Annotated in this window: 12 protein-coding genes; 4 read left to right on the forward strand and 8 right to left on the reverse strand. The window is 57.4% G+C overall.

Features of this window, described 5'->3' with window-relative positions; all coding sequences use genetic code 11:
* Positions 1-76 precede the first annotated feature (76 nt).
* Positions 77-1,651, reverse strand: a complete 1,575-nt coding sequence (locus ACPOL_RS30300) for a carboxylesterase/lipase family protein (protein ID WP_201759042.1) — start codon at positions 1,649-1,651, stop codon at positions 77-79.
* A 142-nt stretch (positions 1,652-1,793) separates the two neighbouring features.
* On the opposite strand from ACPOL_RS30300, the gene murA reads away from it, so the two are divergent.
* Both murA and ACPOL_RS30310 read left to right on the forward strand, forming a co-directional pair.
* The gene (gene murA / locus ACPOL_RS30305) at positions 1,794-3,104 is read left to right on the forward strand and encodes a UDP-N-acetylglucosamine 1-carboxyvinyltransferase (protein ID WP_114211149.1); all 1,311 of its coding nucleotides are present in this window, start codon (positions 1,794-1,796) and stop codon (positions 3,102-3,104) included.
* 32 nt (positions 3,105-3,136) lie between these two features.
* Positions 3,137-3,619, forward strand: coding sequence for a DinB family protein (locus ACPOL_RS30310; RefSeq protein WP_114210477.1), 483 nt, complete (start codon positions 3,137-3,139; stop codon positions 3,617-3,619).
* A 95-nt stretch (positions 3,620-3,714) separates the two neighbouring features.
* Here ACPOL_RS30310 and ACPOL_RS30315 read toward each other — a convergent pair whose 3' ends face one another.
* The 4 genes from ACPOL_RS30315 to rpsO all read right to left on the reverse strand — a co-directional run bounded on the left by ACPOL_RS30315 (position 3,715) and on the right by rpsO (position 8,184).
* Positions 3,715-4,113 carry a hypothetical protein gene (locus ACPOL_RS30315; RefSeq protein ID WP_236657127.1) on the reverse strand — a complete coding sequence of 133 codons (399 nt, stop codon included), beginning with the start codon at positions 4,111-4,113 and terminating at the stop codon, positions 3,715-3,717.
* A gap of 42 nt (positions 4,114-4,155) precedes the next feature.
* Complete coding sequence (locus tag ACPOL_RS30320; protein WP_114210479.1) at positions 4,156-5,049, reverse strand: DMT family transporter; 894 nt, start codon at positions 5,047-5,049, stop codon at positions 4,156-4,158.
* A gap of 233 nt (positions 5,050-5,282) precedes the next feature.
* Positions 5,283-7,745: a polyribonucleotide nucleotidyltransferase gene (gene pnp / locus ACPOL_RS30325; RefSeq protein ID WP_114210480.1), complete on the reverse strand. Its 2,463-nt coding sequence runs from the start codon at positions 7,743-7,745 to the stop codon at positions 5,283-5,285.
* Positions 7,746-7,917: 172 nt separating this feature from the next.
* Positions 7,918-8,184 carry a 30S ribosomal protein S15 gene (gene rpsO / locus ACPOL_RS30330; protein WP_114210481.1) on the reverse strand — a complete coding sequence of 89 codons (267 nt, stop codon included), beginning with the start codon at positions 8,182-8,184 and terminating at the stop codon, positions 7,918-7,920.
* A 254-nt stretch (positions 8,185-8,438) separates the two neighbouring features.
* Here rpsO and ACPOL_RS30335 point away from each other — a divergent pair, with 254 nt between their 5' ends.
* Positions 8,439-8,642 carry a hypothetical protein gene (locus tag ACPOL_RS30335; RefSeq protein WP_114210482.1) on the forward strand — a complete coding sequence of 68 codons (204 nt, stop codon included), beginning with the start codon at positions 8,439-8,441 and terminating at the stop codon, positions 8,640-8,642.
* 110 nt (positions 8,643-8,752) lie between these two features.
* Here the strand turns inward: ACPOL_RS30335 and ACPOL_RS30340 are convergent, their stop codons facing one another.
* A complete protein-coding gene (locus tag ACPOL_RS30340) occupies positions 8,753-10,114 on the reverse strand; it encodes a hypothetical protein (RefSeq protein WP_114210483.1) in 1,362 nt (453 codons plus the stop codon).
* A gap of 240 nt (positions 10,115-10,354) precedes the next feature.
* On the opposite strand from ACPOL_RS30340, the gene ACPOL_RS30345 reads away from it, so the two are divergent.
* Complete coding sequence (locus ACPOL_RS30345) at positions 10,355-10,687, forward strand: hypothetical protein (protein WP_114210484.1); 333 nt, start codon at positions 10,355-10,357, stop codon at positions 10,685-10,687.
* Here ACPOL_RS30345 and ACPOL_RS30350 read toward each other — a convergent pair.
* Both ACPOL_RS30350 and ACPOL_RS30355 read right to left on the reverse strand, forming a co-directional pair.
* On the reverse strand, positions 10,674-12,275 hold the full coding sequence (locus ACPOL_RS30350; RefSeq protein ID WP_114210485.1) for a DHA2 family efflux MFS transporter permease subunit: 1,602 nt from the start codon (positions 12,273-12,275) through the stop codon (positions 10,674-10,676). The genes ACPOL_RS30345 and ACPOL_RS30350 overlap by 14 nt on opposite strands.
* Positions 12,276-12,495: 220 nt before the next feature.
* Positions 12,496-13,170: a dienelactone hydrolase family protein gene (locus ACPOL_RS30355; protein WP_114210486.1), complete on the reverse strand. Its 675-nt coding sequence runs from the start codon at positions 13,168-13,170 to the stop codon at positions 12,496-12,498.
* Positions 13,171-13,278: the final 108 nt, after the last annotated feature.

Here is a 13,278-nt window from a genome sequence, read left to right on the forward strand (position 1 = left end):
CTGCATCAAGATTGAGCCTTGCACTGAAGCGTCGTTGCAACGTGGCGCTGGCGCCAGCCCGATTCTTACTTGCCTCTTACTTGCCCCACACCTTGTCCAGGAACAAGTAACGATCGCGGTTACGATCCGGTTCGGCCGCCGGATCCGGGCTTAAGTGCATCACTTCCCATCCCGAATCGGCCTTGTAGTTCGGCCATTTTGGGAGCGTGTCGCCGTTCGGATCGCCGGTCTTGGCGAAGTTCGTCCAATATTTCCGCATAATCTCGCTCATCTTGTAATCCTCAGGCCGCCAGTTGTATCCCTGCAAAAGATCGAGCGCTCCAAAGACGTAGGGGATCTCGGAGGAATGGTAGGCGGCGATTCCTCCGGGATGATTCGGGTCTGCGGGCGTAACCAGATCAAAACGATAACGGTAGACCGGCTGAGAGCCATCGGCAACCGCGGCTTCGAGCCACTTCCAGGTAGAGAATGCGATGAACCGGTCACTCGCCAAGTCGGCGGCAGCGCGCACTACATCAGCATCGGAGGTCGCGGAGTAGAGTCGAAGCAATTCAGCTGACTCCGAACCAAACTGCTTGTCCAGATCGGCTTTGAAAAGCTCCAAGGTGATTTTTTCGTTGATTCCACCTTCGTCGCGATTCCAGCCTGCCAACAGCGGGACGTCATTCTGTTTCTTCGCCGCGAAGATGGCGGGAACGCTTTCCGGCAAGAAGTATCCGTCGACATCGGGAGCGAAGCGCACTCCGGGAGGCGGTTTGGCGGCGGCATCCAGCAACTGCTGCGCCGGGATAGCTCGTAGTTGCTCCAGCGTGGTTGCAGAAAGTACCGTCGTCGCGAAATTCGAGCCCTGCGATTCAGCATCCGCTAAAGCCTTGTAAGGCAGGCCGCCACTCGAGAACGCGCCGCCACTCTCCCCAATCGCTCGAATGAAGAGCCCCTTAGCTAGCGGAGAAGCCATCTGTGAGCTGACCGAGAACGATCCCGCGCTCTCGCCAAAGATAGTGACCTTGGCCGGGTCGCCGCCGAACGCCGCGATGTTTTTCTGTACCCACGCCATTGCTGCTGTCTGATCGAGGAAGCCATAATTCCCCGCGGCCTTCTGCGGGGACTCGGCGGCTAAGGCCGGATGCGCGAAAAAGCCAAAGATTCCCAGGCGATAGCTCATCGAGACAACCACTACCCCGTCCTTGGCGAGATCGGTTCCGTCCTGCCTCGGCTCGGAGGACGAGCCGCCGAGAAAGCCTCCGCCGTAGATCCAGACCATGACCGGCAACTTCGCGTTCTTATCGGCAGCAGGAGTCCAGACGTTCAGCGTCAAACAGTCTTCACTGGTGCCCGGGTCGCGAAAGACCATGTCTGCGTAGAGCTTGGACTGCATGCAGCGCGGACCGAACTCAGTCGCCTGGCGCACTCCATGCCATTTTGCCGCCGGCACCGGAGGCTTCCAGCGAAGCGGTCCAACCGGAGGTTGAGCGAAGGGAATGCCAAGGAATACCCGAACGTCGCCTTGCGCCTTTCCCGCAACCTTCCCCGATTTCGTCTTGACCATCAATTCGGGTTTCTTCTCAGCGAACGAAGGTTGAGTGAAAGGAACGATGGTCACGATCGCAGCGATTGACACCACACACAAACTCTTGAGTTTTTCGATCACGAATTCTCCGCTTTGGAACAGGGTGAGAAACCTAGCGTTGCAAGTGTACTAGTTGATGTCCAAAGTAGCCTCTCACTTTGCCGTAAAGTCGAGCAAGCTCCTGGTTTACAGTAAGATTTCAATTGGAGCAATCAAGCCGATTATGGATAAGTTTGTTGTGCGCGGCGGAAACCCGCTGCTCGGTACCATCCGTGTTAGTGGAGCCAAGAATTCAGCCCTTCCTTGCATGGCCGCGGCCATTCTCACCGAAGATGAAGTCGTTCTGGAAAATATTCCCCAGGTCCAGGACATCGAGACAGAACGCAAGCTGCTAGTCTCGATGGGCGCCGAAGTTGAGCTAGGCTATGGCCGGGCCCAACATCGCACCACGATCTCCTGCCGGGTGCTCTCCGATCCCACCGCGAAGTACGAGATCGTCAAGACCATGCGCGCTTCCTCGCTGGTGCTGGGACCTTTGGTCGCGCGCACCGGCCTGGCCCGGGTTGCGATGCCAGGCGGCTGCGCAATTGGCGGCCGTCCCATCGACCTCCACATCAAAGGGCTTGAAAGCATGGGCGCGGTGATCAGCTACGAACATGGCTATATTGAGGCACGCGCCGAACGCCTCAAAGGCGCGCACATTGTCTTCGACAAAGTCACGGTGACCGGGACCGAAGATCTGCTGATGGCTGCCGTTCTGGCCGAGGGCGAGAGCCTCTTTGAGAACTGCGCTCGGGAGCCCGAGGTGACCGACCTCGCTGCGCTACTTACCGCGATGGGCGCGAACATCGAAGGAGCAGGTACGGCGACCATTCGCGTCAAGGGCGTGGATAAGCTTCATGGAGCGCGCCATCGCATCAACCCCGACCGCATCGAGGCCGGCACCTTCCTCATCGCCGGCGCCATCACCGGCGGCGATCTCTGCGTTGCCAACTGCAACCCAAGTCATTTGGGCGCCATCATCGGAAAACTCACCGAGGCTGGAGCACGGATCGACCCCATCAATGGAGAGTCGCTTCGCGTGCGCAGCGAAGGCACGCTCAAAGCCGTCGAGGTGTCCACCCAGGAATATCCTGGATTTCCGACCGACATGCAGGCCCAGTACATGGCGCTCGCCACGCAGTCGGAAGGAACATCGCAGATTACCGAGAACATCTTCGAGAACCGTTTCATGCATGTGCAGGAGCTGGTTCGCATGGGGGCCGACATTCGGGTAGAAGGCCGCACCGCGACCATTCGCGGAAAGTCTCAGCTCTCCTCCGCTGCGGTGATGTGCTCTGATCTGCGCGCCTCGGCTTCGCTGGTCTTGGCCGCCTTGGTGGCCGATGGCGAGTCGATCCTCGACCGCGTATATCACATGGATCGCGGCTATGAGCACATTGAGGAAAAGCTGAGAGGCGTTGGCGCACAGATTCGCCGGATGGGCAATGTATTCGGAAACCCCAAGCGCGAGACCGTGGCAGCCGGGGCTTAGTTTTTGCATCTTAGAAGATGGAGCTGCGAAAGATGGCAATCGATATTCGAGAACTACGCGAACAACTGGTGGAGTTACTCCGCGGTGGCAGCGCGCATGCCGACGTTAACTCAGTGCTGGCCGACTTTCCCACTGAGAAGCGCGCCGCCAAGCCGCAGGGCGCCCCCTACAATGCATGGCAACTCTTGTGGCACATCCACTTCACTCTTCACGACCTGCTGGATTTTTGTACAAACCCGAAGTATCTCGCTCCCAAGTGGCCAGATGACTATTGGCCTGCTGAGCATGTGCCTCCATCCGAAGATGCGTGGGATTCCGTGGCCCGCGGACTGCAAGCCGACCTTGCCGAATTCCAGAAGATCATTATGGATCCGGCAGAGAATATGTATGCAACCATTCCGTGGGGCGACGGGCAGACCGTCCTTCGCGAGATCTTCTTGGCAGCCGACCACACCAGCTACCATCTAGGACAGATTGTTCTCTTGAGGAAGCAGCTCGACTCTTGGAAGAGCTGAGCTGCCTATACCAGGATTAGTTCTAGAGTTAATCCGAGTTAAGGATTAGCTCTAGAGTGAAGGATTAGCTGCCGACTTAAAGATTAGCTCTAGACTTACCGCCAACTCACAGCCAGTTGCCACTTCAAATTGCGTACGGCAGTTTTGTGAAGGACCCGCTCAAACTCCTCAAGCTCTCTGATCACGTTCCGAGTATCGCACCCCAAATTATCGGGAGACTCTCTGAGGTACTCCATCAGCGCACAGATGGTCTCCAATCCGTCATCAGGGGAGAACCATTGTGGTGGCGGCAGGGTCTTCGCCCACTCCGGATCGCCCGCGCCCTCATCCAGCAGTAAGGCCATCGAGTTATGGTCTGCAGAGAAGAACTCCAGCAGAGGCTTGACTCCCAATCGTTCCGCGAGCTTCTCCAGAGCATCTTCATTCCTTGCTAACACTCTGCCATTCACAAAGATGTCGAAGCCCGGATCCTCTCCCTCGACGACGATGTACATCGACGCGCTCATGCCAGTATGATAACCGACTGCGAGTTGGTTTCAGCCTTCAGTTGAGGCCGGCATTATCTGAATTGTCAATGGAGTGTCGCCCCCAGGTTTGTTCCTCCAAAGTACAGCAAGGCTCGCCGCCATCAACGCCATTCCAGCGACAGCTCTCCAGGTTGGCGTCTCGTGCAGAAGAATCAAACCCTCGGCTACGCCGACGAGCGTAACCACCCATTGTGATGAAGTCACTTGGTAGCTTTGCAAGTGACGAAGTAGCCAATAATAAAGAGGAAATGCCAGCACACTTCCGAAAATCGCAGTCAGGAACTCGACCGCCAACGAATGTCCAGCCGGGAAATAGCTTGCGTGGTCTTCTACAAGCTGCGCCAAAGGAGCTAGGACGGCGGCAGCGAAGACGAACTGAATACCGCTCATCATCACCGGATGCACGCCGCTAAGTTCTCGCTTGACGATGACAACGGAACCAGCGATGAGGGTCGCGGCCGTAAGAACTGCGGCGATGCCAGGCAATTGAGCAGCGGCGAAAGAGAGTCCCTGAGAAACAAGAATAGCGGTTGCTCCTACGCCGCCAATCAACGGAGTTAAGACCGTTCCGCTCGCTCGACCCTCGATCAGCGAGGCAATCAGCGGAGTCATCGAGAGAATAACCACCAGCAAACCCAGCGTGATATGTACCCCGGCCCAAACTGTGAGACCGGCCGGGAGCGCCATCATGGTGACACCCGTCAGTGCAGCGATGCCTACGTAACGGCGCCGGGGAAAGCGAATCCGCAATATCGCGCTGATGGCAGCGAGCATCAGTGCGGCAACGGAGCAGCGCCAAGCTAGAGCGTGAAGCGGAGAGATATCCACATCACGAAGGATCAGCCACTCGGATCCCCAAATCAAGCCGATCAACGTCAGTGTCGCCAATCGCCAGGCGCCCATTCTATAAAGCTCCTAGAGCAGCTGCATCTAGTTCTGGATCGGAATGTGTTAACAAGCAAAATTTGTTCTGGTGAAAACGCCAGGATCCGGTGAGTGCCGCGGTAGCGCTGAATTCATGGCTAGCACCGGAGGTGGAAAGCTCCGTCTCCCCAAGCTGCTTACTAGAACCATCTACAAATAAGAATGGCTGCGTTGATCCGCAGCCATTCTTCGTGCCTATTGCTCATGTAGATTTAGCGTGGTCCGCGACTTCCCGCCCCGGGTGCGCCGGGACCGCGGCCTCGTCCACTGCCACCGCTGCGGCGGCGACGGCGGCGCTGACCTGCAGGTCCAGCTCCCGAAGCCGAACCACCACCCGCGGCTGCTCCGACAGTTGCTACCGGTGCGCCTTCGGCGCGGTTGAAGTTCGGCTCATCGCCTTCTTCGAAATCATCTCCACCCTCAACTTCGTCGAAGTCGTCGCCGCCTTCGATAGTGATGGTGCTGGCGTTCGAACTCGGCTGCCGTTCTACTGGTGCGTGGCCGCCCGGATTTGGCGTTCTCGTTGCCGGAGCAGCGCTGCCTTGCAGCTCGGCAGCGACACCAGGCTCAGGTAAGCCTAGCTTCTGGCGCTGCTCCTTCAACAATGCTTTACGGGAGAGCTTGATCCGGTTGCCTTCGATGCCCAGCACCCGAACCAGGACCTGATCGCCTTCATTCAGCTCGTCCTTAACTTCCTTGACCCGATGTTCGGCGATCTCGCTAATGTGCAGGAGTCCATCCGTGCCCGGAAATAGCTCGATAAATGCGCCGAATTCAGCGAGTCGAACCACCTTCCCGAGATAAGTCTTGCCTACCTCCGGAACTGCGGTCAGGTTGCCGATGATCTCGAGCGCCCTGGCCAATCCATCGGCATCAGAAGAAGCTACGTTGACCCGGCCAGTGTCTTCGACATCGATCTTGACGCCGGTTGATTCGATGATTCCACGAATGACCTTGCCACCTGGCCCGATGAGGTCGCGAATCTTATCCACCGGAATCTGCAACGTGCGAATCTGCGGAGCATGCTTCGATTTCTCCACTCGTGGCCCGCTGAGGTGAGCATCCATCGTGTCGAGCAGGAAGAGCCGCCCGCGCCGGGCCTGCTCCAGCGCCTCGCGCATGATTTGCGAGGTGATGCCGCTGATCTTGATGTCCATCTGCAAAGCAGTGATCCCGGTGCGCGTGCCAGCGACCTTGAAGTCCATGTCACCGTAGTGATCTTCCGCTCCGGCGATGTCGGTGAGGATCGCGTAGTTCTCGTCTTCCTTGACCAGACCCATGGCCACGCCGGCGACGGAGGCCTTGATCGGGATGCCGGCATCCATCAACGCCAGGCTTGCGCCGCACACCGAAGCCATTGATGAAGAGCCGTTCGACTCGAGGATGTCGGAGACGATGCGAATCGCATAGGGCGACTCCTCTTCGCTTGGCAGCACGCCGGCAATGGCGCGCTCCGCCAACGCTCCGTGCCCGATTTCGCGGCGGCCCACCCCGGTCATGCGCCCGGTTTCTCCGACTGAAAACGGCGGGAAGTTATAGTGCAGCATGAAACGCTTCTTCTGCTCGCCCTGGAAACTCTCCAGCCGCTGCGAATCGTCGTTTGTGCCGAGCGTCGCGGTAACTAGAGCTTGAGTTTCGCCGCGCGTGAAGAGCGCCGAGCCGTGGGTGCGCGGGAGTACGCTGGTCTCGATCGTGATCTGACGAATCTCGTCGAAGGCGCGCCGGTCAGGACGGGTGCGCTCCTTGGTCACCTGCTCGCGGAAGATCTGCTCGCGAAGCGCTTCATAATACTTTGCCAGCTTTGCCTTGGCGCCGGCTTCGCCCTCAGGAAGTTCCTTGGCTAGGTCGTCCTTGATCTGCTTGATCAGCGCGTAGCTTTCGAACTTGCCATGCTTCTGGGTATCTAACGCGTCGCTTAAGCGGTCGCCGATCTTGGCTTTCAACGCCGCGAAATACTCATGATCGAACTCGATGGGCGCGACCGTACGCTTGGTTTTTCCCGCAAGGCCAACCAGTTCGTTGATTGCAACAACGATCTTCTTGATCTCAACGTGGGCGAAATCAATAGCATCAGCGACCAACTCTTCGCTGACTTCTTTCGATCCGCTCTCGACCATCACGATGCCTTCGCTGGTGCCGACAATGGTGATGTTCAAGGTGCTGATCTCGCGCTCAGCGTACGAGGGATTGACGACGAACTCGCCATTCACATGACCAATGCGAACAGCACCGACTGGGCCGTTAAAAGGGATATCCGAAAGCGCCAGAGCGGCGCTCGCCGCATTGATGCCGATGATGTCGGGATCGTTTTCCTTGTCGGCGGAAAAAACCAGCGCAATGACCTGCGTCTCGTTGCGGAAGCCCTCCGGAAACAGCGGGCGTATCGGGCGGTCGATCTGCCGGGAGGTGAGGATTTCTCGCTCGCTTGGTCGGCCCTCACGCTTGATGAATCCCCCGGGAATGCGGCCACCGGCATAAGCATATTCACGGTAGTCGACGGTGAGAGGAAAGAAGTCAATACCTTCCTTGGGATCGGGCGAAGCGACCGCAGTCGCTAGGACCACGCTGTCACCCTGAGTCACCAATGCAGCGCCAGAGGCCTGCTTGGCCATCCGGCCCGTTTCAAAATGCAACTGCTTGCCACCGGCAAGCTCGACGGTCACGTCGTGTTTCATGGAACCCTCATTTCTCGATCTGTCATGGGACGGGTAGGTCAGCGGAGAACGCGCGAACGCGAAGAGGCAGCATAGCCATCGGGCCTGCCGCCTTCGGAGGTCTGTCGGCCACTCTTATGGCCGGCTTCAGATATCTACACTCTCGCTGTATTGTTGGGGACAAGTGTCTCGCTTACTTGCGAATGCCCAGCTTGCCGATCACCTCGCGGTAGCGATCGGTATCGGTGGTCTTCAGGTAGTCCAGCAGGCGACGACGCTTGCTTACCAGCATCAAGAGGCCACGGCGGGAAGCATGGTCTTTCTTGTGCGTTTTGAAGTGTTCGGTCAATTCGCCAATGCGTTCGCTAAGGATCGCTATCTGCACTTGAGGACTACCGGTATCGGAGTCATGAGTGCGGAAGCGGGTGATGATGTCGGTTTTTTTCTCTGCAGCCAGCACGGTGGTGCGTTACCTCTCTACGTTTTCTCTCGAGTCCACTCTAAGTGTCTGCTTAAGAGTAACATGGGCCAGGTTTTCGCGGCAACGACGGCAACCGCCCGACCGACCCCGCTGCGATTGTGCCTGAACAGGTCTAAATCAGCCAAACTGTCTCGTAATGTGCAGATTCTGATCGCGCCATTGCCATTCTTCCGGCCTTGGACTGGTTAAACTTTGATCCGAAATCTGGCATAATTTGTTTGTTGAGAGATGCCATGAATTCCGATCCGTTGAACCAATACCGTGACCAGCAACTCGAGCGTTGGGGCGCCACCCTCGAGGCCATTTGTGTGCGTGTCTCCGAATTGAAGGCGCCTGACCCGAACACCGGCGAACTCCGCGAGCCCACGCCCGAAGAAAAAACCATGATGATCCATCGCGCCTGGGTCGAATCCTTTCCACTCACGCCGGGCCGCTAAGAACAGAAGCACGGCTACGACAACGCGAACCACTCAAGCCGGCAAGCCTTCCCGTAGGAAGAGGCCTGCCGCGCCCATTTGCTGGTCATCACGCCCCACTGTACTTCTGCTTAATGATCCCTATGCGCGAGCGGCCGCAGGCGCAGGAAAACTGCAACTCCTACCGGATCGGAACCGTAGGCAGAACGTAGCGTTCCCGGCACTCCATAGGTCGTCACCTGCGCCCCGAGCGCGGTAGAGACATGAGGAAGCCAGCCAACTTCGCGATCGTAGCCGAAGGTATAGGCCTGAACTCGACCGACCGGTGTTTCTGTGAAGTTGACAGGCAAAGGATTCTCTCCCAGCAGCAATTCGTTCGAGCGATCGGTATTTTCGATCCGTGTCCAGATGGAGTTCTGGCGATGGAAGCGATAGGTAGACTCCAGCAAATAGCTGTTGAAGATCGCGTGGTCCTCGAGCGACCGGGTCCGCCCCCAAAGCACCGTGCTTGCCCAGTTGCCGCCGTGCAGCGCCCGGTTATACATGATCGAGGCCGTCATCCGCTGTTGGTTCTCTCGCGGATAAAGCGCTTCCAGGCTATGCAGTTGGCCAAACGAATACTGACCGCTCCAGTTTTTTCCGGGCTGCAGGGTCAGCCGGGTCGACCAGGAGTCGATAGTTCCCTGCTGAATCTGCCAGCGGTGCTCATTCGGCTCGCGTCCATGAAAGCCGCTCGCCTCCAAACGAGCGATTCCGCTCGCGAGTCCAACCGTAACGACATCATCAGAAATATGCGTCGAGTCTTCCTGGTGATGTCCGAGCGCTGCTAAAGGATCTTCACTTGCCGACTCCCGATGTGGATAGGCGGTCGGCCCAATCGCAGGATCGCCTACCGGGGCGATATAGAGAGAGAGCAGCGTCTTCTCGGCAAGATGCCAATCGTAGAGCAAGGCCAGCTCCATAAAAAAATCGTGAGGATGCTGGCCATCGACAATCGGCTTGCCGTAGGCGGTCTCCCCCTGCTGAAAGAGCAGTGGATATTGCCTACCGGTGATCGTCGCTGGCTCGAGACTCAACATCGCGCGTAGCGTCAGTTGTCCCCGCCCTAGCTGCCTCTGGGCCATCGGCATTATCCAGTTTGTAGACAAAAACTTGTCGCCTCCACGCGCGCTGGTCTGCTGCTCTTCCAACAGGAACGCATTCCCGTGAAACATGAGCATCCAGCCTCCGGTCATCTTCATGAGCATGGGAGTTGGCGTAGAGCCGGGTTGAGTGCTGGTGCCCGACGTGTCATGTTGGAGGATCGTGCTCAGGAAACCTTCGCCCGCCATGGGCGAGTCCATCTTCATTCCTGGGTCCATCTTCATCCCACTATCCACGGGCATGTTCATCGGCCCGGCCATGGAATGGTCTGGCGCCTGCTGGGCCGGTACATAGGAAGAAAGCCACATGCCTAAAATCGACAGATAGCCGAACTTGTGTGCAAAACGCATTTCATTCTCCATCCGCAAAAAAACCAGTCGGAAGGCCACCGGAGGCGAAGCGAAGCGCGTGCCAGTGACTCATCGGTGAGCGGAGAGATAGATCAGATTCGTAATGAAATTGAGAGCGGATCGAACGACACAAGCCTCGGAGGCGTTCGTGGGGCATGGAAGGGCGGCCCGTCGGCGAGAACCAGGCCATAGGCTCGAGTCACGGCATGATGGGCAGGCAAAAGCACTCGACGATAGGTCTTGTCGCTGCGCTCAATCGCGTCGGGCGCAACTGCAGAGATCGAAGAGGATCCGCAAGTCGCCACGGCGAAACTGCAATCCTCTATCCCCTTCCGATCGGAAAAAGAACTCATCGCCGTAGGGGAACTGGATGCCATCGCTTGCACCGTCCCGGCATTCTCGCAGCATGCGGATGACGCCATCGGAGTCATCTCGCAACAGCGCACGCTGAGCAAGGCTACACCCGGCAGGACCACCGCCAGCAGCAGGAACCAGGCGGTCCCCTTCAGCAACGAGCGGCCGCCTAATATCACTCGGAATGGATCTCCACCGGACATCCCTATTCCATCCTAATCTCGCCCTTTTGCTCGCGGGGATTGTTTTTATCCAGCAGGAAAGTCAGCGGGATCATCAGAAGCGCGGCCGCAAAGAGAATCCAGAAGACATCGACATAGGCCAGGGCCGTGGCTTGCGTATTCAGCTGGTTATAAATCCGGCCCTGCGCCAGCGTTTCGGCATTCGCCTTCCCTGCCGAGGTGGTGAAGAAATCCTTAAGCGCGCTAATCCGATTGTGGAAGTAAGGATCGGTTGGGGTCAGGTACTTCCGCATCTGGTTCTGATGCCACAGGCCGCTCTCCGTTACGATCGCGTTGGTAATCGAAATAAGGATGCTGCCGCCGATGTTCCGCGCAAAATTGATGAGCCCCGACACCTGGTTGTTCTTCTCTGAAGGCAAGCCGAAATAGGCGGCCGTGGTGACCGCAATAAACACCAACGGAATCGCGATCACCTGAAGCACGCGCAGGATCGATGCGGTATAAAAACTGATCCCAAGGTTCAGGTGCGTCGCCGAAAAGTAATACCCCACCGCGAACAAGGCGAACCCGGTAATGATAATGTTGCGCGCCGGAAAGCGCCCGACCAGCTGGCCTGCGATCGCCACCATGAACAGAAGCGCGAAACCACCAGCAGTCAAAGAGAAGCCGGCATTGGTTGCGGTGTACCCAATCGTCTGCTGCAGGAATTGGGGCTGAAGTACGGTCGTAGCATTCAGGAATCCGCCCGTCAGCAGCATCAGAAAGCAACAGACGGCGAAGTTCTTGAACTTGAAAAGCCGGACGTCGATGAGTGGATCTTTCTTGTACCACTCCCAGATCATCAGGGCGACGAAGGAGATTGCAAAAGCAATCCCGAACCCGCGAATGAAGTTCGATCCAAACCAGTCCTTTTCTTCGCCCTTATCGAGGCCAATCTGCAACGAGCCCATCGCGATGACCAGCAGCGAAAGCCCGACATAATCCAATTTGAAGAGGTTCTTGCGGTCGGACTTCGCGAAAGGAGGATCCTCGACCAGGCGGCTGGTGAGGACAAATGCCAGGATGCCAACCGGGATGTTGATGTAGAAAATCCAATGCCAGCTGTAGTTGTCTGTGATCCATCCGCCCAGCGCCGGGCCAATCGACGGAGCCAGCACCGCTACCAGTCCATAGAGAGCGAATGCCAGGCCTCGTTTCGAGGGCTCAAAGGAATCGGCCATGATTGCCTGCGCCATCGGCTGCAGACCGCCGCCGCCCGCCCCCTGAAAAACGCGAAAAAGCAAAAGCAGGCCAAGGCTGGAGGCTATCCCGCAAAGAAAGGAACTTACGGTGAAGATCACGATGCAGGACATAAAAAAGTTTTTACGTCCAATGACACTAGCCGCCCAGCCGCCCATCGGCAGGACGATTGCGTTCGAGACCAGGTAGGCGGTCAGCACCCATGTGCTCTCATCCCCGCTGGCGCCGAGATTGCCGGCAATGTGAGGAAGCGCCACGTTGGCGATCGAGGTGTCGAGCACCTCCATGAAGGCCGCAAGTGCGACCGTGGCCGCGATGATCCACGGATTGGTCTTCGGCCGCCATTGCGCCTTGAGCTCTGGATTCACTGCCGCGGCCGCTGCCATGCGTGGAGTCGTTCTCCTCTACCCGTCTGAAGTCGGTTGGTCGCACTGCGCCCCAACAGGTAAGTCCAGTGGGTCCTGCTTATTAGGTTCTTATGGTAGATGCCGATCAGCGAGCGCTCGACTCGATTCAGCGCAAATTCCTCATCTCCTGCTCAACGCCCACTTCTTACAAGAAGAAGCGGAGGCGCTTGTACCTCCGCTCATCAGCCAGCATTCCCGTTTAGGTGAGATTCTTCTTGAGAAAGGCCAGGGAACGTTCCCGGGCAAGCTTGGCTGCCTGTGGATTGTACGTCGCGCCTACATCACGATTGAAGGCGTGGTCCGCATCGTCGTACCAGAAGACCTCGACCTCGGGGTGAAGGCTCTTGACCTTTTCGCCCTGCTCTGCGGGGATATGCGAATCCTTCCGTCCGAAGTGCAGCATCACCGGAGCCTTGGGCGTCTCCTCGGCGAAGTTGCCGATGCCCCCCGCATAGTAGCCGACCGACGCATCCGGGTTCAGCCGGGTCGCGCTCAACCAGGACAATAATCCGCCCAGGCAATAGCCGATCGTTCCCGCCTTCTTTCCGGTTTGCGCCCGCACAAAGTCAAGCGCCGCCTGGATGTCTTCAAGCGCCTTCGGGATTTCAGTCTTCTTCATGAGATCGTAGGCCTTCTTCGTATCATCGCCCTCATAACTCAACTGCACATTCTTCTCGGCCCGATCAAAGATAGCCGGCGCGACGACCAGGAATCCATCCTTCGCATAGCCGTCGGCCACCGATTGGATATGCTTATTCACACCAAAAATCTCCTGAATCACTACCAACCCGCCGATCGCTTCGCCGGCCGGACGTGCAACATAGGCACCCAGTTCAAATCCGTCATTTGAACTTAACTTCGTTGTCTCACTCATTCCTGCTCCTCTTTTATTTGTGTCTCAAGACCTGGGCATAGTTCCCAATTTGCTCAAGCTACAACTCTACGAATAGACGCGCGTGCTCGAACAAGGGACCATGAAAAA

Source organism: Acidisarcina polymorpha, assembly GCF_003330725.1.
In the GTDB taxonomy this organism is placed as follows: Bacteria; Acidobacteriota; Terriglobia; order Terriglobales; family Acidobacteriaceae; genus Acidisarcina; species Acidisarcina polymorpha.

Coding starts and splice junctions, on each gene's coding strand:
- ACPOL_RS30315 (WP_236657127.1), bottom strand. CDS start 4,113: ATGTACATCGTCGTCGAGGGAGAGGATCCGGGCTTCGACATCTTTGTG.
- ACPOL_RS30350 (WP_114210485.1), bottom strand. CDS start 12,275: ATGGCAGCGGCCGCGGCAGTGAATCCAGAGCTCAAGGCGCAATGGCGG.
- pnp (WP_114210480.1), bottom strand. CDS start 7,745: ATGAAACACGACGTGACCGTCGAGCTTGCCGGTGGCAAGCAGTTGCAT.
- ACPOL_RS30340 (WP_114210483.1), bottom strand. CDS start 10,114: ATGCGTTTTGCACACAAGTTCGGCTATCTGTCGATTTTAGGCATGTGG.
- murA (WP_114211149.1), top strand. CDS start 1,794: ATGGATAAGTTTGTTGTGCGCGGCGGAAACCCGCTGCTCGGTACCATC.
- ACPOL_RS30320 (WP_114210479.1), bottom strand. CDS start 5,049: ATGGGCGCCTGGCGATTGGCGACACTGACGTTGATCGGCTTGATTTGG.
- ACPOL_RS30355 (WP_114210486.1), bottom strand. CDS start 13,170: ATGAGTGAGACAACGAAGTTAAGTTCAAATGACGGATTTGAACTGGGT.
- ACPOL_RS30335 (WP_114210482.1), top strand. CDS start 8,439: ATGAATTCCGATCCGTTGAACCAATACCGTGACCAGCAACTCGAGCGT.
- ACPOL_RS30310 (WP_114210477.1), top strand. CDS start 3,137: ATGGCAATCGATATTCGAGAACTACGCGAACAACTGGTGGAGTTACTC.